The organism is Corynebacterium sp. LaCa_23 (genome assembly GCF_058182375.1).
Genome location: NZ_CP190825.1, coordinates 1 through 19854 on the forward strand (window position 1 = coordinate 1; position 19854 = coordinate 19854).

Sequence of the window (19854 nt, forward strand, 5' to 3'; positions counted from 1 at the left end):
GTGACTGAACCACAAGCGAACCTAGAAGCTGTGTGGCGCGCGATCGTCGATGATCTGCTCGCGCAATCCGAACAGCCCAACTCTGAGGTCCCGAGCTTTTCGCATACGCAACGCCTCTACCTGCAGCTGGTTCGCCCGATCATGATGGTGGAAGGCTACACGCTGGTCGCGGCGGAAAATGTCAACGCCAAAGAAGTTGTAGAAAATGAACTCGGCGGATACATCTCCAAGGCCCTTACCCGCCACCTTGGTCGCCCGTGTTCTTTCGCCGTTACCCTGGCTACCCCGCAAGAGCCACAACCGCCGGCTAACCCGTCGAATTCGGGGCCGGCACCGGGAGGGGCACCGGCAAGCACGCAGACCCCTTCCTCCCAACCCAACCCGCAGGCGCAGCACATGCCACCGGCGCAGACCGATTCTTCCTCTGCGCACAATTACGTCTCTCGCCCCCAGCAAACGGATGCAGCAGCAGCCCGCGGAAACAACAACTCCACCGCAGGTCAGACCCCGCCTAATTGGCGCTCCAGCCATGCCCCGGCAAGCCTGGATGAATTGGCGGAGCACTACACCAGCCAGCAGGACTATAACCGCCAGCAACCAGAATTTGGCGGGTCTGCGAATGCCGCGCGCATTCCCCGGGAGGCCCCAGCGCACGATCCCAACCGGGAAACCTCGCTGAACCCAAAGCACACTTTTGAAAGCTTCGTCATCGGTTCTTCGAATCGTTTTGCCAATGGCGCGGCGGTGGCGGTGGCGGAAAATCCCGCCCGCGCCTATAACCCGCTATTTATTTGGGGTGGTTCTGGACTGGGCAAAACGCACCTTTTGCATGCCGCCGGCAACTACGCACAGGTGCTGCACCCGGGGCTGCGCGTGAAATACGTGTCCTCGGAAGAATTTACGAATGATTATATTAATTCCTTGCGCGATGACCGCCAGGAATCCTTCAAGCGGCGCTACCGCAACCTCGATATTTTGATGGTGGATGATATCCAGTTCTTAGAGGGCAAGGAATCCACGCAGGAGGAGTTCTTCCACACTTTCAATGCGCTGCACCAGGCCAATAAACAGATCATTTTGTCCTCGGACCGTCCGCCAAAACAGCTCACCACGCTGGAAGATCGCCTGCGCACCCGCTTTGAGGGTGGGTTGATTACGGATATTCAACCGCCTGATCTGGAAACCCGCATTGCCATTTTGATGAAGAAGGCCGCCGCCGATGGCACTGAGGTGGATCGCTCCGTCCTGGAGCTCATCGCCTCGCGCTTCGAGTCTTCCATTCGCGAGCTCGAGGGCGCGCTCATTCGCGTCTCCGCCTACTCCTCCCTGGTCAATGAGCCGATCAACGTGGAAATGGCAGAAATTGCGTTGCGCGATCTCGCGCCGGATTCTGCTGACAGGCAAATTACCGCGGCCTCCATCATGGAGGTCACCGCGGAATACTTCGATATTGATGTAGAAACCCTGCGCGGTGCTGGTAAGAAGCGCGCGGTGGCTCATGCCCGCCAGCTGGCGATGTACCTCTGCCGCGAATTGACCGAGCTATCGCTGCCCAAGATTGGCGAGCAATTCGGCGGCAAGGACCACACCACGGTGATCTACGCCGATCGCAAGATCCGCAAAGAGATGACGGAAAAGCGCAATACCTACGACGAGATTCAGTCCCTGACCCAGCGCATCAAGAATCGCGGTCGCGCCTAGATCAAACGAACCACTCGGTGGCGTCTTCCTTAAATAACAGGAAGGCGCCATTTTTGTAAGCAGGCGCCGCGCTTGCCGATGCCCCCACCTTTCACCGCCGCCTACCTGCGGTTATGTCCCTGTAAAGACCGTATGAACAGCTATCCACAGAGTTATCCACACCTGTGTAATTTCATGTATGTAATTTGTAGATTTTGCTCACAGTTTTAAATTCCACAGGCCCTATCCAGCACAGACGCCCCTGTGATCAGCACTGTGTGCAGATCCGTGGAAAACTAGTGCAGGCTGTGGATAAAACGATGACCCGCTTATTTATCCACACTCCGGGCCAATTGATCACAGCAAGATCACAAGAATTGGCACACCCCGGATCGCCGCGCTGAACTTGTCATTTACCCCGTTGATCACAGATCCCACAGCGCTTATTACTACTACTAAATTATTTCTCTGATCTTGTAAGTAGAAAGGGATGTGTGAAATTGTGCCCGGTCCCGAGCACGCGGCGCTGGCTCGGACGGGCGGAGGGAAAATTACAAGGTTCACCGGATGCGGTAAGTTGGAAGCCAGCTTTTGAAAGTTACACATTCCTACCCCGCCAAAGAGGAGCTCTTCGCACCATGGATGAAGCCGTGTCATTTCGCGTTGCCAAAGATGACCTTGCCAACGCCGTAGCGTGGGTTGCCCGCAGCCTGCCTTCCAAGGTCACTCAGCCGGTACTGCGCGCAATGCTCATCACCGCTGATGACAACGGCTTAGAGTTCACCGGCTTTGATTACGAGGTTTCTACCAAGGTGCGCATCGCCGGCATGGTGGATGAGCCCGGCCAGATCGCCGTTGCCGGTAAATTGCTTTCCGATATCGTGGCTACCTTGCCCAATAAGGAAGTTGAGATCTCCCAGGTAGATTCCAAGGCTTTGGTTACTTGTGGGTCCTCCCGCTTCGAGCTACCGCTCATCCCGCTCGATGATTACCCGCAATTGCCAGTCCTGCCTGAGGTCACCGGCACGATCCAACCGCAGCTCTTCGCAGAGGCCATCCAGCAGGTGGCGGCCGCAGCCGGCAAGGATGACACCTTGCCCATGCTTACTGGCGTGCACATGGATATCCACGGCAAGGATATTGAGATGACGGCTACGGACCGCTTCCGTTTGGCCATGCGCACCCTGAAGTGGGAGCCGGCCGCTGAGGATGTAGAAGCAAAGCTCCTGGTCCCGGCAAAGACCCTGCAAGATACCGGGCGCAGCCTGGATCCGCATTTGAATATCCCCATCGAGATTGCGGTGGGCTCCGGCGATAATATCGGTGCTGATGGCCTGTTTGGCCTGCACGCGGATAACCGCGAAACCACGACGCGCATGCTGGATGCGGACTTCCCGAACGTCCAGCCCTTGCTACCGAAGTCGCACACGAATATTGCCTCGGTTGAGGTGGCGCCGCTGCAAGAGGCCATTCGCCGCGTTTCCCTGCTGACGGACCGCAATGCGCAGATCCGCATGGAATTTGCCGATGGCCAGGTCACCCTGTCCGCCGGCGCCGATGCTGGTAATGCCACCGAGACGCTGCCGTGCGCGTTCCATGGCCGCGATGAATTCCTCATCGCCTTCAACCCGGGCTATCTGAAGGACGGCCTGGCGGTCATCAACACCGATCGCGTGGTCTTCGGGTTTACGGAGCCTTCCCGCCCCGCCATCATGATCCCGGAGCCAGAGGAACTGCCGGAAGCGGATGAGGATGGCAATTTCCCTACGCCGCAGACCAATTTCACCTACCTCTTAATGCCGGTTCGCCTGCCAGGTTAATGTTTATACGGGATCTCGATGTTCGGGATTTTCGCTCATGGCCCGAACTAAAGCTTGAGCTGGGCCCAGGGATTACTCTGTTTGTGGGCCGCAATGGCTTTGGCAAGACCAATATCGTGGAAGCCGTGGGCTATACCGCCCACCTGTCTTCCCACCGCGTCTCCCATGATTCGCCGCTGGTGCGCCAGGGCGCGCAGAGCGCGCGGGTGTCCCTTACCGCCGTCAACCAGGGGCGCGAATTAACCACTCACCTGCTGATAAAACCCCATGCCGCCAACCAGGCGCAGATTAACCGCACCAGGCTGCGCAGCCCGCGCGAGTTACTCGGCGTGGTGAAAACGGTACTGTTTTCTCCTGAGGATTTGGCCTTGGTGCGCGGTGAGCCCGCGGGGCGCCGCGCGTATCTCGATAGCATCATCGCCTCGCGAACCCCGCGCCTAGCTGGGGTTAAGGCGGATTATGACAAGGTATTAAAGCAGCGCAATGCGTTGTTGAAGTCGGCATCGGCAAGCTTGCGGCGCGGCTATGGCGATAGCGACGGCGCCTCGGCGCTGTCCACGCTGGATACGTGGGATGCCCAGCTCGCACGCTTAGGCGCACAGGTCATTGCGGCGCGCCTTGCGCTTGTCGATGCCCTCTTGGACCACATTCCCGCCGCCTATGCCGGCCTCGCGCCGGAGTCGCGCCCGGCGCACGTGGAGTATAAATCCACTATTGATACCTCTGACCGCGAGGTGCTGGAGGCGGTCATGCTGACCGAGCTGGCTAATGCCCGGCAGCGCGAGATCGAGCGCGGGATCTCTTTGGTGGGCCCGCACCGCGATGATCTCGTGCTCCACCTGGGGGATCAGCCGGCCAAGGGTTTTGCCAGCCACGGCGAAACCTGGTCTTATGCCATCGCCCTGCGCCTGGCGGAGTTTGAGCTCCTGCGCGAGGATGGGGGATCCGATCCGGTCCTCATCTTGGATGATGTCTTTGCCGAGCTCGATGCCAAGCGCCGCACCCAGCTGGTTCACCTGGCCGCCACGGCAGAACAGGTGCTAATTACCGCTGCGGTGGATGAGGACTTACCGGATAACCTGGAGCCTATTGTGCGTTACCGGGTAGGAGTGGAAGATACGGACCAGGGGCGCATTTCCACCCTGCACACGGAAGCAACCGCAGGAGAGGATAGCGAGGAAGAGGCATGAGTGAGGAAGAAGGGGACACCGGCACGCAGCGCACGGATCCCGTCACCCAATACTTCCGGTTGGTGCGCTCTACCTCGAAGAATCCGCCAAAGCTTACGCGCCCAGTGCCGAAGATGCCGGTGCCCTCCTTGGCGGATGCCCAACAGCAGAACTATCGCGGCTACCAGGTGGGCAGGCCTACCGGCGCCGATGGCAGGAGGCCGCAGCGAAAGATTGATGTGCCGAGCCTGGGCGCACAGATTAAAAAGGAGATTTCCCACCGCGGCTGGGAGCATGAATTAGCGCACGGCTGGGTGATGGGAAATTGGGAAAGCCTGGTGGGCGAGCGCATTGCCGCCCATACGCAGCCGCAAAAAATCAAGGACAAGATCGTCTACATTTCCTGCGATAACTCCACCTGGGCCACGGAATTGCGCTACCTGCAGCGGGAAATCCTGCGCAAAATTGCGGACCGGCTCGGCCCCGATGTCATCGCTGAGCTGCGGATCCATGGCCCGCGGCAGCAGCGCAATTACGAGGGTCGGCAGTGGGTGAAACCGCAGGGATCGCAAGATACCTACGGCTGATAAGTGGCTGATAGGAGCAGGTTAGCTCTGCCCTTTAAAAGATAAATAACCACAGAGCGCGCCACATAGCTACCTCTGGCCGGTGTGGGGTGTCATTCAGTAGGGGGTATGCGTGTAGAATAGTGAAAGTCTTAGAATTAGCTATAGCCAAAAGGAGAGCACGAATCCGTGGCTGAAGAACACGCATATGATGCTGGATCAATTACGATCCTGGAAGGTCTAGAGGCCGTCCGCAAGCGCCCCGGTATGTACATCGGTTCTACCGGATCGCGCGGTTTGCACCACCTTATCTGGGAGATCGTCGATAACTCCGTCGATGAGGCCATGGCAGGCTTCGCGGACAAGGTCACCGTCAAGCTTTTGGAAGACGGCGGCGTCGAGGTCATCGATAATGGCCGCGGTATCCCGGTGGAGATGCACGCGTCCGGTGCGCCGACCGTCCAGGTGGTCATGACGCAGCTGCACGCCGGCGGTAAATTCGACTCCGATTCCTATGCCGTTTCCGGCGGTTTGCACGGCGTCGGCATTTCCGTGGTCAACGCCTTGTCCACCCGCGTGGAGGCGGAGATCAAGCGTGAGGGTAAGCATTGGTACCAAAACTTCCAGAATGCTATCCCGGATGACCTTGTGGAAGGCGGCAATGCCCGCGGCACCGGTACCAAAATTCGCTTCTGGGCGGACCCGGAGATCTTTGAAACCACCGAGTTCGACTACGACACCATTGCGCGCCGCCTGCAGGAGATGGCCTTCCTGAACAAGGGCCTGACCATCGAGCTTATTGATGAACGCGTGACCGAAGAGCAGATCGAGCTCGAGGAAATCGCTGATGCGGAATCCGGTGAGGCGAGCGCGGATGAGACCTCCTTTGATGATGTGCCAGATGCCGGCGATACCTTCAACGAGGAAGCCGACTCCAAGAACGTCACCAAGGCCGATAAGAAGCGCCGCAAGAAGATCACCTTCCACTACCCGGAGGGCCTGACGGACTACGTAAAATTCCTCAATAAGTCCAAGAGCGCAATTCACCCCACCATCGTGTCCTTCGAGGCAAAGGCCGAGGACCACGAGGTCGAGGTGGCCTTGCAGTGGAACCAGGGCTACAAGCAGTCCGTGCACACCTTTGCCAATACCATCAATACCCACGAGGGCGGCACGCACGAAGAGGGCTTCCGCGCAGCTTTGACCTCCTTGATGAACCGCTATGCCAAGGAGCACAAGCTCATCAAGGACAAGGACGGCAACCTTTCTGGCGATGACTGCCGCGAAGGCTTGGCCGCCGTCATTTCGGTCAAGGTGGGCGACCCGCAGTTCGAGGGCCAGACCAAGACCAAGCTGGGCAACTCCGAGATCAAGGGCTTTGTGCAGCGCTCGGTTAACGAGTACGTCAATGACTGGTTTGATGCCAACCCGGCAGAGGCAAAGGCCATTATCAATAAGGCCGTCTCCTCGGCGCATGCCCGCATGGCAGCGCGCAAGGCGCGCGAGATGGTGCGCCGCAAGTCCGCCACTGATCTGGGTGGACTGCCCGGCAAGCTTGCGGATTGCCGCTCTAAGGATCCGCGGAGTTCGGAGCTTTATATCGTGGAGGGTGACTCTGCGGGCGGTTCCGCGAAGGCCGGCCGTGACTCCATGTTCCAGGCCATCTTGCCCCTGCGCGGCAAGATCCTGAACGTGGAAAAGGCCCGCATGGATAAGGTCCTAAAGAACGCCGAGGTCCAGGCCATCATCACCGCGCTGGGCACAGGCATCCACGAGGAATTCGATATCAAGAAGCTGCGGTACGACAAGATCGTGCTGATGGCCGATGCCGACGTGGACGGCCAGCACATCGCCACGCTGCTGTTGACCCTGCTCTTCCGCTTTATGCCGCAGTTGGTTGAGGATGGCCACGTGTACTTGGCTAACCCGCCGCTCTACAAGCTGAAGTGGTCCAAGGGCACGCCTGGCTACGCCTTCTCTGATGACGAGCGCGATAAGCTGTTGGCAGAAGGCCTGGAGCAAAACCGCAAGATCAACAAGGATGACGGCATCCAGCGCTACAAGGGCTTGGGCGAGATGAACGCCTCCGAGCTCTGGGAGACCACCCTGGATCCCTCCACGCGCCTGTTGCGCCGCGTGGATTTGGAAGACGCGCAGCGCGCCGATGAGCTGTTTTCCATCCTCATGGGTGATGACGTGGCCGCCCGCCGCTCCTTTATTACCCGCCGCGCGAAGGATGTCCGCTTCCTGGATATCTAAATCGCTGGCCTAGCCCTGTGCGTGCAGTGGCTAGGGAAAAGCTAGAGCCCACCGTGAATTCCACGGTGGGCTCTAACTATGGGGTGAGGTTAGCTGCGGGAAGAGCGCTGATCAGCAAACCCAAAGCTCAAGGACACCAAGCAGACGGCGATGATGACGCCAAAACCGGTCATGATCGAAACGGGCCAATCTCCGGAGGTGCTTTGGAGCATGGCAAAGACGATGGCGGTAATGACTGCTAGGCCAATGGCGGTGCCGATGCGCTGGCCGGTTTGCAGGACCGCGCCGGAGGAACCGGCGTAGTTATCTGGGACCTGCGCCAAGGTTAGGGTTTGGTTAGGCGAGACCACGGCACCCTGGCCAAGCCCGATAAATGCCAAGGAGAGGATGAGCCACCATTCGCTCATTCCCCAGTGCGTGGTGCCCCAGACGAATGCCACCGTGGCGATGAGGCCAAAGATCGTGGTCAGCATGCCGATGATGACCACCATGCGTCCGTAGCGCGAAATCTTGCGGCCCGCGATGGTAGCGGTAATGGAGTTGAGAAGCGCGGATGGAATGCCCACCGAGCCGGCTGCCAGGGCGGAGTAGCCCAGGCCATTTTGGAAGTACAACGCAACGAGCACCCAGATGCTGGTAATGCCCATAAACCACAACGTGGCGATGATGGTGCCATTGCGGAAGCTCGAGGTGGCAAAGATATTGAGATCCACCATCGGCGGGTGGCCGGTGGCCTTGTGGTGGCGCTCCCACAGCACCCACACGCCAATAAGCACGGCACCTGCCAGAAGCAGCCACCACACGGCCGGGGACCCCGTGGAGTCCATGAAGGGAAAGAGGATACACCAGACCGCGGCACCGAGGATGAGCGCGCCGATGGGATCCAGGGTGGCCAGCGCCTTGAAGATGCCCAGCTTATTGCCCGCGGCATCGCGGACGCGGGAAAACAGCGGGCGTGGGAACCACATGAGGCCCAGGATGATGGCCAGCAGGCCGATCGGGGCATTGACCAACATGGTCAGCCGCCACCCGTGGTCAGGGCCGCCGATCTTAATGAGGAAGCCGCCTAAGACCGGGCCGATGGCCACGGCGATTCCCACGGTGGCACCAAAGTATCCAAAGGCGCGGCCGCGCTCTTCCCCGCGGAAGTATTGCTGAATCATTCCCACTCCCTGAGGGTTCAGCAATCCGGCGCCAACACCCTGCACAAAACGCGCGATATTCAGAGAATGCGCATTCGGCGCGAAACCCGCCACGGCGGCGCTGATGGTGTAGACGGCGATGCCGAGCAGGAAGATGCCCCCGCGCCCCACGAGATCGCCGGCGCGCCCTGCGGCGACGAGGACCACGCCGAAGGTAAGCGCATAACCAGACAGCACCCATTGCACATCCGAATCCGTGGCACCAAGCCCAGACTGAATCGACGGCAGCGCCACGTTCACGATGGACACGCTAATCAGTGACATAAACACCGTGACCAGCACAATAATAAGAACCCGCCAGCGGGCGGGGTCTTGGCCGGCGGGGTAATCGGTGCGGTTTGCTTCTGATGTCGACGATTTATGATGCGGGGAATAAGTCACTTCCACACTTATACTCCGCAGCCCAGATAACCTTCAACCGCAGGAAAAGCAGTGGAAATTATTTATTTACATGTGCTTTTGCACGACGCGGCCGAATGCAGGAACTTCCGGGCTTAAGATCTTGGTGGCCTTGCCGCGCAGGGAATTATAGGGTTTGCGCAGTGCGGCGGAGTTCACCTTTTCTACGTGCTTATCTGCGATATTCATAATTTCATCGCTGACCTCTTCTTGCCGCGGTTCAAGGAAGGCGCCGAAATCATCCTTCCCGCTTTCCGCAAAGTCCTGCCATCGTGGATCCAGGGCATCGAGGACATCCGGCAGGATCCGCTCCAGCGCCTTGGGGACGACATTGGCATCGGCCTTTTTGGCGGCGGCCAATCCGCCTTTAATGGCCATGCCGGAAATGCCGGATTGGGAGGCGGCGACTTTTTCAACGAGATCCCCGCACTCGGCGATGAACTCGGTGCGGGTGGATCCATGCATCAAGGTAGAAAGGTGAGCCATGGTGCCATACCTTACGCGAATTTAGTGGCCATATAGACGCGGGCGCAGTACTGTGCGAAGGTCTGATTTCCAGCGTTTAACGCTGGCACCTTTTCTAAAACCTCCGCCATGGCTTGAGCTGCCTGCTGCTCATCGCCGTGAATGGCTATGCCCTCTAGGCGCGCGGTGCTGGCAGCGGCGGCGGCCACCAAGGCGGAATGGTTGATGATGCGGAGATTAAAGCGGGCACAAAACTCTTGGGCTAGCAGGTACAACTGTTCGGCGCTCATGCGTGGGTCTTTCGTGCCCTGCGGATTTCGGCCTCTAGATCCGCGCGGCCGGGGAGGAGTTCGCGGGCGGTGGCTTGCACGTGGGCATCGGCAAGCGTACGCGAGGCCGCCGCCACGATGGCACGCACCACCGCCTCGTGCTTGGAGGTGCCTTGCGCGGAGGCCAAGAGGGTAAGGGCGTGATCTTGTTCTGCGGTAAGCCGTAATGTCATTGCCATGCCCCAGTGATACCACAGTGATACCACCGGTGCGGCAAATAAGGCCGATAAAGCCCGGAGAAGGTAGAATTTGGCCTTATGAGTGACAATAACGACGATCTTTTTGATCGGATTTTTCCCATTGACATTAATGAGGAGATGGAGTCGAGCTATATCGACTACGCCATGTCCGTCATTGTGGGCCGCGCGCTGCCTGAGGTGCGCGATGGCCTAAAGCCGGTACACCGCCGCATTCTTTACGCCATGTTCGATTCGGGCTACCGCCCCGAGCGCGGCTACGTGAAGTCCGCTCGCCCCGTTTCTGACACCATGGGTCAATTCCACCCACACGGTGACTCGGCCATCTATGACACGTTGGTGCGCTTGGCGCAGTCTTGGAATATGCGCTATCCGCTTGTCGATGGCCAGGGTAACTTCGGTTCCCGCGGTAACGACGGCCCCGCCGCAATGCGTTATACCGAGTGCAAGCTCACCCCGTTGGCCATGGAAATGGTTCGCGATATCCGCGAAAATACCGTGGATTTCTCGCCCAACTACGATGGCAAGACCAGCGAGCCGGACGTCCTGCCGTCCCGCGTGCCTAACCTTTTGATGAATGGTTCCGGCGGAATTGCCGTGGGCATGGCCACCAATATCCCGCCGCATAACCTCAATGAGTTGGCTTCGGCCATCTATTGGTTGCTGGAGAACCCAGACGCGGACGAGGATGCCGCGCTCGCGGCCTGCATGGAACGCGTGAAGGGCCCGGATTTCCCCACCGCCGGCCTCATCGTGGGCGATCAGGGCATCAAGGATGCATATACCACCGGCCGCGGTTCCATCCGCATGCGCGGTGTGACCTCCATCGAGGAATCCGGTTCCCGGCAGACCATCGTCATCACGGAGCTGCCGTTCCAGGTCAACCCCGATAACCTCATCTCCAATATCGCGGAGTCCGTAGCCAACGGCAAGATCGCCGGTATTTCCAAGATCGAAGATGAGTCCTCTGACCGCGTGGGCATGCGCATTGTTGTGACGCTGAAGCGCGATGCTGTCGCCCGCGTGGTGCTCAATAACCTGTACAAGCACTCCCAGCTGCAGACCTCCTTCGGCGCTAATATGCTTTCCATCGTCGATGGCGTGCCGCGCACCCTGCGCCTGGATCAGATGCTGAGCAATTATGTTGCGCACCAGATTGAGGTCATCGTTCGCCGCACCCAGTACCGCCTGGATGAAGCCGAAAAGCGCGCGCACATCTTGCGCGGCTTGGTCAAGGCGCTGGATATGTTGGATGAGGTCATCGCCCTGATCCGCCGTTCGCCCACCGTTGATGAGGCGCGCGAGGGCTTGAAGGAGCTTCTCGATGTCGACGATATCCAGGCCGATGCCATCCTGGCGATGCAGCTGCGCCGCCTGGCCGCCCTGGAGCGCCAAAAGATCGTCGATGAATTGGCAGAAATCGAAGAAGAGATCGCAGACCTCAAGCACATCCTCGCCCACGAGGAGCGCCAGCGCCAGATCGTCCACGATGAGCTGGAGGCGATCGTCGAAAAGTACGGCGACGAGCGCCGCACCGAGATCCTGCCTGCCTCCGGCGAGGTCACCGATGAAGACCTCATTGCCCGCGAAAACGTCGTGGTTACCATTACCGCCACCGGTTATGCCAAGCGCACCAAGGTCGATACCTATAAGTCACAAAAGCGTGGCGGCAAGGGCGTGCGCGGTGCGGAGCTCAAGCAAGATGACATTGTGAAGAACTTCTTCGTCTGCTCCACGCACGACTGGATCCTGTTCTTTACCAACTTTGGCCGCGTCTACCGCTTGAAGGCCTACGAGCTACCGGAGAGCGGCCGCGCTGCCCGCGGCCAGCACGTGGCCAACCTGCTGGAATTCCAGCCGGAGGAAAAGATCGCCCAGGTCATTCAGATCCAGTCCTACGAGGATGCGCCATACCTGGTTCTGGCCACCCAGCAGGGCCGCGTGAAGAAGTCGCGCCTGACCGATTACGAGTCCGCTCGTTCCGCAGGGCTTATCGCCATCAACCTCAATGAGGGCGATGCGCTCATCGGTGCCCAGCTCGTTTCTGAGGGCGATGACATCCTGCTGACCTCTGAGCAGGGCCAGGCAATCCGCTTTACTGCCGATGACGACCAGCTACGCCCCATGGGACGTGCTACTGCCGGTGTGAAGGGCATGCGCTTCCGCGGCGATGACCAGCTGCTGGCGATGTCCGTCGTTCACGATGGCGAGTTCCTGCTCGTTGCTACCTCCGGTGGCTACGGTAAGCGCACCGCCATTGAGGAATACACCCCGCAGGGCCGCGGTGGCTTGGGCGTGATGACCTTCAAGTACACCCCGAAGCGCGGCAAGCTCATTGGCGCCATTTCCATTGACAAAGACGATGAAATCTTCGCCATTACCTCCGCCGGTGGGGTCATTCGCACCGAAGTAAACCAGATTCGTCCTTCCTCGCGCGCCACGATGGGCGTGCGCTTGGTTGACCTTGCCGATGATGTCGAATTGCTTGCCATCGACCGCAATGTCGAAGAAGATGGTGAGGAAGACGCGCAGGCTGTGGCCAAGGGCGAAAAGACCGTCGATGAGGTCCAGCAAGAGCACCACAAGGTAAGCGATGCCTCCAAGGATGAGGAGTAGGACATGGAACGACGAGACGTAACCATCCACCACATTTCGCCCACCTCGGCGTTTCGCGTTGGTCTGGCCCTGTCACTCGTCGGACTCATCGCGTGGTTGCTGGCCGTGTGCCTGTTGTACATCGGTTTGCACCAGGTGGGCATATGGGAGTCAGTCAATAGCCTCGTTGGTGGCGTCGGCGGCGGCTTTGAGGTCACCTTTGGCGTGGTGATCGCAGCCAGCGCGCTGATTGGCGTTATTTTCGCCGTCCTGTTCACCTTGCTCGCACCGCTGATGGCCGTCATCTATAACGCCATCGTGGATGTCTTCGGCGGGCTAAAGGTCAGCTTGGATGACATCTAGACCACTGTGAGTGAGAGACTATGCCGGCAGCTACGGTTGCCGGCATTTTCTGGTTTTAAGCGCGAAGTAGGGTACTCATTAGGCCAACGAAGAGCGCCTTTAAAAACCTCTTTGAGCTGCCGATTTGTGTTCTTTCCGGGGTAGTATGTAAAGTTACATCTCGTTCCGCTAAAGGGCCTATAGCTCAGTCGGTTAGAGCGCATCGCTGATAACGATGAGGTCGCTGGTTCGATTCCAGCTAGGCCCACCACGGAACAATGGGGCATTAGCTCAATTGGTAGAGCATCTGCTTTGCAAGCAGAAGGTCAGGAGTTCGATTCTCCTATGCTCCACAGCATCAGTCCGGTTTCCTTAAGGGAGCCGGACTTTTTCGTGTGTCCAGGTCGGTGCCATTAGGTAGGGAGCCTTTCTCGGCAGCTCCACTTCGCCTCTCATGCGAAAATGGCCCCTTTCGTTCCTGTAAATATACCTCCCCGGGGTATATGGTGGGGAGAGTAACCATCACTGTGTTCCACCGACGCTAGGACTCCTCTCGGTGCAGGGAGGAGAAGAAAGGAATTTTATGAGTACTTCCCACCAACACGGTGAGCATTCCGGTGCTCACCAGGCCGCGGAAGCGGATCATACGCAACACACAGATCATGGCGGCCACGAAGGGCACTCTCACGGTGACCACCACGGTCACGAGCACGGGCATGGCCACGGTCACGGCGATCACGCGGCGATGTTCCGCAGCCGCTTCTGGTGGTCGCTGCTGCTATCGGTGCCGGTCGTCATCTTCAGCCCCATGGTCGCAGAATTGCTCGGCTACGGCGTACCCGAATTCAATGGTTCAGCCTGGATTCCCCCGGTGCTTGGCACCATCATCTTCATCTATGGCGGCACGCCGTTCCTGCAAGGCGGCTGGTCGGAACTGAAATCCCGCCAGCCCGGGATGATGCTGCTCATCGCCATGGCCATTACCGTGGCGTTCGTCGCCTCATGGGTCACTACCTTAGGGATTGGAGGATTCGACCTAGATTTCTGGTGGGAGCTGGCCCTCTTGGTCGTCATTATGCTGCTGGGCCACTGGTTGGAGATGCGCGCCCTCGGCGCGGCCTCCTCCGCTTTGGACGCCTTAGCAGAACTTTTGCCTGACGAAGCCGAGAAGATCATCGATGGGCAGACCCACACCGTGCCAGTCTCTGAGCTGGCGGTGGATGACATAGTACTGGTTCGCGCTGGCGCCCGGGCGCCTGCCGATGGCACCATTGTTGAAGGCTCAGCCGAGTTCGATGAATCCATGATCACCGGTGAATCTCGGCCCATCTTCCGCGATAAAGGTGAGCGCGTGGTCGCCGGTACGGTAGCCACCGACAACACCGTCCGCGTCCAAGTAGAGGCCATCGGTGGGGATACGGCCCTGGGTGGCATTCAAAGCATGGTCGCCGAGGCGCAGGAATCCTCCTCCCGTGCCCAAGCCCTCGCCGATCGCGCCGCAGCATTGCTTTTCTGGTTTGCGCTAATCGCAGCCCTCATTACCGCGGTGGTTTGGGCCATTATCGGTAGCCCAAGCGATGCCGTGGTGCGCACCGTGACCGTGCTCGTCATCGCTTGCCCCCACGCCCTCGGTCTGGCTATCCCACTGGTCATTGCGATCTCTACCGAGCAGGCCGCGCAGTCTGGGGTCCTCATCAAGGAACGTATGGCGTTGGAGCGCATGCGCACCATCGACGCCGTCCTCTTCGATAAGACCGGTACCCTGACCGAAGGCGCTCATGCCGTCACCGGTGTCGCAACCGTTGAGGACATCAGCGAGGGGCAGCTGCTAGCAGTGGCCGCCGCGGCCGAGGCCGATAGTGAACACCCGTTGGCCCGCGCCATCGTCAAGGCAGCCGAAGACCACGCGGAAGCATCCCAGGAGCAGCTGCACAGCACCGATTTCAGTGCTGCCGCCGGCCGGGGAATCCAGGCCACCGTAGATGGGGCAGAGGTCCTCGTCGGTGGACCGAATATGCTGCGCGAGCTAGAGCTTGCCACCCCTGGGGTGTTCGATGCGCAGGTTGAAGAGTGGTCCCAGCGCGGCGCAGGTGTCCTGCATGTCGTGCGCGATGGTCAGATCATTGGCGCTCTCGCGGTCGAAGACAAGATTCGTCCCGAATCCCGCGCGGCCGTACAGGCCCTCCAAGAGCAGGGCGTCAAGGTTGCGATGATCACTGGCGATGCCACGCAGGTCGCCGAGGCCGTTGGCGAAGAACTGGGTATTGACGAGGTCTTTGCCGAAGTCCTGCCGCAGGACAAGGACTCCAAGGTCACCGAATTACAGGAGCGCAGCCTGGCCGTGGCCATGGTTGGCGATGGCGTCAACGACGCCCCAGCCTTGGCCCGCGCGGAAGTCGGCATCGCCATTGGCGCCGGTACCGATGTCGCCATGGAATCCGCCGAGGTCGTGCTCGCCAGCGATGACCCGCGGTCGGTGCTTTCAATGATCACCTTGTCGCGCGCTAGCTACCGCAAGATGATCCAAAACCTTATTTGGGCATCTGGCTACAACATCATCGCCGTGCCCTTGGCTGCAGGCGTACTCGCACCCATCGGTGTCGTGCTTTCCCCGGCGGCCGGTGCGGTATTGATGTCGCTATCGACCATCGTGGTGGCATTCAATGCGCAGTTGTTGCGCCGGATCGAATTGGACCCAGCTCGCTTGGCACCCACCAGCCACTAGGCGGATCAGTCCAGGCTCGGATAACTGGTACGGGGCTCCGGATACTTGGGATTATTTTAGAATTGAAGTCCAGTTGCTAAAATAATCCTCATGACCGAGCGGGACGACTTTTGGCTGGAAGAGGATGAACTAGCAGCATTCATGTCCCTGATGAGCGTGAATGTCCGGCTCACCAATATTCTAGACGCGCAGCTGCGCGATGATGCCAAGCTAAGCTTCTTTGAATATACGGTGCTCTCACGGCTATCAGAGGCTGAGAACCATGAGATGCGCATGCGAGACCTAGCCATCACCGCAAACGGCTCCCTGTCCCGTCTGAGCCAGGTTGTTACCCGTTTGGAGCGCCAGGGCTGGGTCGTGCGGCGTCCTTGCCCCAATGATGGGCGGACGACGATGGCGCACCTTACCGATAGCGGCTGGGACAAGGTAGTAGAAACCGCCCCGGGCCACGCCAAGCAGGCCCGCCGATCCGTTATCGATAACCTGACCCGCGCACAGATCCATCAAATGACCCAAATTAATGAGCGCATCATCAAAGCCATCGAAGCCGACGAGCGCTATGGCGGCCGCTATTAATTATTTTTTGGATAGCCGCGGCGGCCGGAGACGGTCTTATCAAAGGGAATCCAAAACCGCAGGGCTGCATCCTGGTTTTTGGAGATGCCAATGCGCGGGCCGCGCACCCATTCCGGTGCAGACTCGCGCTCAGAAAGCTGTACTGGCAAGTGGTTATCCTCCAGCGTTGCTCCCAGAGCCTTTCCGAGGTTCCCGGGGCCGCGGGCTAGGTTATGAAAATCGCTGGTGCCGCGGCGCGCGAATGCAGTATCGATCCCGGATAGCACCTCACCGCCGCGCAGTAGGCACCCTTGGCCCACGCCTTCGGGTGCGCACACGATATTGACATTGCGGTGGATGCCGTAAGAGGCATACACGTACAGTCGGCCGGGTGGGCCGAACATGGCGGCATTGCGCGGGGTTTTCCCACGAAAGGTATGGGCGGCGGCATCGTCCGTGCCCAAGTAGGCCTCGACCTCCGTAAGGCGAATGCTCACCCCAGCGTGCGTGATGACGCAGCCAAGGAGCTGCGGAGCGACGACATCAGCTGTGTGGGAAAAATCAATCATTAACGGGAGTAGTAGCGCTTTCCGTCTACCGGGGTGCGCAGCAACTCATCGAGGCTGACCGGTTCCAAGCCCTTGGCGCGCAGGCCGTCGATAATGCACTCGGCCGCATTGACGGTGGTCGGATGAATATCGTGCATCAAGACGATGGAGCCTGGGTTAGCATCCTGGACGGCGGCATTGCAGACGTGCTGCGAATCGCGGATCTTCCAGTCCAAGGTATCCACGTTCCATAGGGCCTGCGACAAGCCCTTATCCCTGGCTACCTGGTCAACCGTCTCATTGGTGGCACCGTAGGGCGGGCGCAGCCACTTTGGATTCTGCCCGGTGGCATTGCGGATCGCCGCATTGCCGGCGTCGATTTCTTGGGCAATATCGCCGTAAGCTAACTGGTTGAGCTGGCGATGGGTCTTGGTGTGATTGCCAATGGTGTGACCTTCTGCCTGCATGCGCTGGAGCGCTTGGGGGTACTGGTAGGCGTGATCCGCTAGCACCATGAAGCTGGCGTGAGCGTTTTTAGCCTTGAAGGTATCCAAGAGCTGGTTGGTATAAGGGCTTGGGCCATCGTCAAAGGTAAGGGCCACGCAATTCGGGCAATCTACGCCGTTACCCTGTGGCTGCGGGGCTGGTTGCGGTGCGGCCCCAGGCTGGGGATCCGGTGCGGGTGCAGCCTCGTTCTGCGGCTCGTCTTGCGGCGCTACCGAGGAAACAAGATCCTGTGCCTGCGCGCGGGTGCTGTCGATGCGGCTTTGAATATCGGTCTGAATCTCAGAAACCGCGGATTGGATATTGGGTTCTGAGGAGCCGGCTACTTTCGGGGTGCCTTCGAGGAATTGCGCATTGGCGCAGGCGGGAAGGGCAGCGGTGGCGAGTACGGTGAGCGCGGAGGTAAGAAGTCGACGCATACTTTTCCTAGGAACGAGGACAGATGGGCACGATTAGCCAGCCTACTCCACTGCGAAGGGAATTATGGATTAAACGCGTGTGATAAATGTGATAGAAGTAAATCACTGTGCCGCGGTGTCTTCGGCATTTTTGGAATGAGCGGCTGCAGTAGTAGAGTACAAGCCACTGGGGCATTAGCTCAATTGGTAGAGCATCTGCTTTGCAAGCAGAAGGTCAGGAGTTCGATTCTCCTATGCTCCACAGGAAAAGTCCGGATTCTGGTTAAAGAATCCGGACTTTAGTCATGCATAGGGTTATAAAAAGCGCTTGACCATGATGTAATGCTCGGCGTACACACCCACATGCTCGAATCCCAAGCGTTCATAAAGCTTCTGCGCACGCGGATTATCGGGGTGGACGGCCAGGGAAATACCGGGCGCTTTGAGGGTCTGGGCGAGGGAAATGGCGGCATCGATAAGCGCGGTGGCAATGCCCTGGCCCGCAAAGCGGCTTTCTACCGCGATGGCAAATTCTGGGATGGACGGTTCCACGAACCCGTAACCGTGATTGTCCTCGGTACCCCAACTGAGCCACACCCCGCCGGCGGGCACGAGGTCCTCCCAAGCGATGAAACCTCCCTGGTTGGGCTCCCAATTTTCCACGTAAAAGGAAAAATCATCGGCAAAACCGGAAGAAAGCTCGCCTCGTTCATCACCGAAGGTATCGGTCAGGAAGTTGAGGCGAGCTATATAAGTGCGATCGGATTCTTGTGTCGCGCGAATTTCCATAATCCCCAGGATATATGAAGAATCCGCCGGGCTAGTTAAGCCAAGTGATAGTTATGCACGTCCGCGCCGTTGAACTCGCGCATTTCACCGGATTCGTCAACGGAGCGGAAGGTAGCGCCGTTATCGATGGCAAAGCGGAGGTTATCCACGCGCGGGGAGGGATCATCGGTTACTGGGCCTGCGGGGAAATAGTACGTTGAACCGTCTTTGAGCTTGACGGTGAGAGACTCAAAGTTCATTGTTTATCTCCTTGTAGAAAGCCTTAATGGGTGAATTCAAGCAGGAGATTTTTGATTAGGCAAAGCAATGAGATCTAGGCAACGCCTACTGCACCCCCGCCGCGGGGGTGCGAAAGGAACTACTGCTCGTCAGATTGCAGGCGGTGCTTGCCTTCACTCTGGTGATCATCGGTGATGCGGGTGGTATCCGCTTCCTCCGCGGCGGCCTCTTCTTCCTCGCGGTGCTTAGCCAGCTGCTCATCGATGGACCCCAAGAGCTCCTCATCGCGCACAGCGCCCTCTTCGGCGAGGTCCGAATCGGCTTCGTGCTTAGCTTCGCTGGTGGAGGTGTAGACCAAGGTGGAATCTGGGGCGGTGTTTTGGGTGCCACCGCGGTAGTCATCCACGCGCGGTGGGGTCTGGGAAGGCTTGTCATTGGAGCGCAGCCAAGCGTAAATTGCACCGGTTGCCGCGGCGAGCAGGGCAACGATTCCGGCAACGGTCCAGAACTTGGAAGACTTCTTGTCCTTCTTGGTCTGCTTCTTTGCAGCCTTGGTGGCCTTCTTCTTGGTTTGCTTGCGGGCCTTCTTTGCCTTCTTGGTGGCTTCCTTCTTGGCCTCATCGAAACGCTCGACGGCATCTTCGCGGTAGTTATTGAATTCCTCTAGGGCGCGCTCGAGGCGGGAATGCGCGGCCTGGGTTACGGCGCCTGCCTGCTTGCGGGCCTCATCGAAGGCGCTATTGTCTTCCTTTTGCATCTGCTGGGCAGCCTCTTCGAGCGCGGTATACGTTTCGCGGGACTTTTCTTGCCGGTAATCGCGCAATTGCTTCCACAGGTTGGAACCGGTCTTCAACGCCATATTCACTGCGGTGGGGTTCATGAGTGCAGGTGCTCCTTAGATGAGATTTATCTGTCCTTTCCCATCCAGCATAGTGGCCAGCCTGGCACCCCACCACTGTTTTGGCGGGTGATTCAGGGGGTGGAATCACCCATAAAATAGACCGCTTGGTTCAGATTGGTGGATTAATATTCACGTCGATTTTGGCCAACCGCGCTGTTTATGGGCCTGCAAAGGTAATACCATTAGCGGCGT

At 58.8% G+C, this 19854-nt stretch carries 18 protein-coding genes and 3 tRNA genes; 12 read left to right on the top strand and 9 right to left on the bottom strand.

Annotated elements, in window-relative coordinates:
• From dnaA to gyrB, 5 genes are all read left to right on the top strand, one after another.
• The gene (dnaA, locus tag ACP8IT_RS00005) at window positions 1-1701 is read left to right on the top strand and encodes a chromosomal replication initiator protein DnaA (protein WP_284636831.1); all 1701 of its coding nucleotides are present in this window, start codon (window positions 1-3) and stop codon (window positions 1699-1701) included.
• Between the two features lie 617 nt (window positions 1702-2318).
• Window positions 2319-3500, top strand: coding sequence for a DNA polymerase III subunit beta (gene dnaN, locus ACP8IT_RS00010; protein ID WP_237792234.1), 1182 nt, complete (start codon window positions 2319-2321; stop codon window positions 3498-3500).
• The gene (gene recF / locus ACP8IT_RS00015; protein ID WP_237801229.1) at window positions 3500-4690 is read left to right on the top strand and encodes a DNA replication/repair protein RecF; all 1191 of its coding nucleotides are present in this window, start codon (window positions 3500-3502) and stop codon (window positions 4688-4690) included. The genes dnaN and recF overlap by 1 nt, the downstream gene beginning before the upstream one ends.
• Entirely contained in the window at window positions 4687-5256 is a 570-nt protein-coding gene (locus ACP8IT_RS00020; RefSeq protein WP_490290143.1) for a DciA family protein, read from the top strand. Before recF ends, ACP8IT_RS00020 begins: the two co-directional genes overlap by 4 nt.
• 168 nt (window positions 5257-5424) lie before the next feature.
• Entirely contained in the window at window positions 5425-7494 is a 2070-nt protein-coding gene (gyrB, locus tag ACP8IT_RS00025) for a DNA topoisomerase (ATP-hydrolyzing) subunit B (RefSeq protein ID WP_284639862.1), read from the top strand.
• An 89-nt stretch (window positions 7495-7583) separates the two neighbouring features.
• Here the strand turns inward: gyrB and ACP8IT_RS00030 are convergent, their stop codons facing one another.
• The 4 genes from ACP8IT_RS00030 to ACP8IT_RS00045 are packed head-to-tail and all read right to left on the bottom strand — an operon-like array spanning window position 7584 to window position 10068.
• Entirely contained in the window at window positions 7584-9083 is a 1500-nt protein-coding gene (locus ACP8IT_RS00030; RefSeq protein WP_490290144.1) for an MFS transporter, read from the bottom strand.
• A 60-nt stretch (window positions 9084-9143) separates the two neighbouring features.
• Window positions 9144-9581: a DUF6918 family protein gene (locus ACP8IT_RS00035; RefSeq protein WP_284612846.1), complete on the bottom strand. Its 438-nt coding sequence runs from the start codon at window positions 9579-9581 to the stop codon at window positions 9144-9146.
• A gap of 11 nt (window positions 9582-9592) precedes the next feature.
• A complete protein-coding gene (locus ACP8IT_RS00040; protein WP_284612848.1) occupies window positions 9593-9850 on the bottom strand; it encodes a cell filamentation protein Fic in 258 nt (85 codons plus the stop codon).
• Window positions 9847-10068 (bottom strand): hypothetical protein, encoded by a 222-nt coding sequence (locus tag ACP8IT_RS00045; RefSeq protein WP_005280480.1) that lies wholly within the window; start codon window positions 10066-10068, stop codon window positions 9847-9849. The genes ACP8IT_RS00040 and ACP8IT_RS00045 overlap by 4 nt, the downstream gene beginning before the upstream one ends.
• Window positions 10069-10146: 78 nt before the next feature.
• Here ACP8IT_RS00045 and gyrA point away from each other — a divergent pair, with 78 nt between their 5' ends.
• The 6 genes from gyrA to ACP8IT_RS00075 all read left to right on the top strand — a co-directional run bounded on the left by gyrA (window position 10147) and on the right by ACP8IT_RS00075 (window position 16324).
• On the top strand, window positions 10147-12702 hold the full coding sequence (gyrA, locus tag ACP8IT_RS00050; RefSeq protein ID WP_005280481.1) for a DNA gyrase subunit A: 2556 nt from the start codon (window positions 10147-10149) through the stop codon (window positions 12700-12702).
• Between the two features lie 3 nt (window positions 12703-12705).
• A complete protein-coding gene (locus tag ACP8IT_RS00055) occupies window positions 12706-13044 on the top strand; it encodes a DUF3566 domain-containing protein (protein WP_005280482.1) in 339 nt (112 codons plus the stop codon).
• Between the two features lie 173 nt (window positions 13045-13217).
• A tRNA-Ile gene (locus ACP8IT_RS00060) sits at window positions 13218-13294 on the top strand.
• 9 nt (window positions 13295-13303) lie between these two features.
• A tRNA-Ala gene (locus ACP8IT_RS00065) sits at window positions 13304-13376 on the top strand.
• 230 nt (window positions 13377-13606) lie between these two features.
• Window positions 13607-15748: a copper-translocating P-type ATPase gene (locus ACP8IT_RS00070; RefSeq protein ID WP_490290145.1), complete on the top strand. Its 2142-nt coding sequence runs from the start codon at window positions 13607-13609 to the stop codon at window positions 15746-15748.
• A gap of 90 nt (window positions 15749-15838) precedes the next feature.
• Complete coding sequence (locus ACP8IT_RS00075) at window positions 15839-16324, top strand: MarR family winged helix-turn-helix transcriptional regulator (protein WP_005276035.1); 486 nt, start codon at window positions 15839-15841, stop codon at window positions 16322-16324.
• Here ACP8IT_RS00075 and ACP8IT_RS00080 read toward each other — a convergent pair.
• Both ACP8IT_RS00080 and ACP8IT_RS00085 read right to left on the bottom strand, forming a co-directional pair.
• Window positions 16321-16872, bottom strand: a complete 552-nt coding sequence (locus ACP8IT_RS00080) for a DNA-3-methyladenine glycosylase (protein WP_490290146.1) — start codon at window positions 16870-16872, stop codon at window positions 16321-16323. The two genes, ACP8IT_RS00075 and ACP8IT_RS00080, sit on opposite strands and share 4 nt — an antisense overlap.
• Window positions 16872-17774, bottom strand: coding sequence for a polysaccharide deacetylase family protein (locus ACP8IT_RS00085; protein ID WP_023016416.1), 903 nt, complete (start codon window positions 17772-17774; stop codon window positions 16872-16874). The genes ACP8IT_RS00080 and ACP8IT_RS00085 overlap by 1 nt, the downstream gene beginning before the upstream one ends.
• A 168-nt stretch (window positions 17775-17942) precedes the next feature.
• On the opposite strand from ACP8IT_RS00085, the gene ACP8IT_RS00090 reads away from it, so the two are divergent.
• Window positions 17943-18015, top strand: a tRNA-Ala gene (locus ACP8IT_RS00090).
• 53 nt (window positions 18016-18068) lie between these two features.
• On the opposite strand, the gene ACP8IT_RS00095 is transcribed toward ACP8IT_RS00090, so the two are convergent.
• The 3 genes from ACP8IT_RS00095 to ACP8IT_RS00105 all read right to left on the bottom strand — a co-directional run bounded on the left by ACP8IT_RS00095 (window position 18069) and on the right by ACP8IT_RS00105 (window position 19641).
• A complete protein-coding gene (locus ACP8IT_RS00095) occupies window positions 18069-18542 on the bottom strand; it encodes a GNAT family N-acetyltransferase (protein WP_023016417.1) in 474 nt (157 codons plus the stop codon).
• Between the two features lie 35 nt (window positions 18543-18577).
• Window positions 18578-18781, bottom strand: a complete 204-nt coding sequence (locus ACP8IT_RS00100; protein ID WP_023016418.1) for a hypothetical protein — start codon at window positions 18779-18781, stop codon at window positions 18578-18580.
• A gap of 119 nt (window positions 18782-18900) precedes the next feature.
• Window positions 18901-19641 carry a hypothetical protein gene (locus tag ACP8IT_RS00105; protein WP_023016419.1) on the bottom strand — a complete coding sequence of 247 codons (741 nt, stop codon included), beginning with the start codon at window positions 19639-19641 and terminating at the stop codon, window positions 18901-18903.
• Window positions 19642-19854 lie beyond the last annotated feature (213 nt).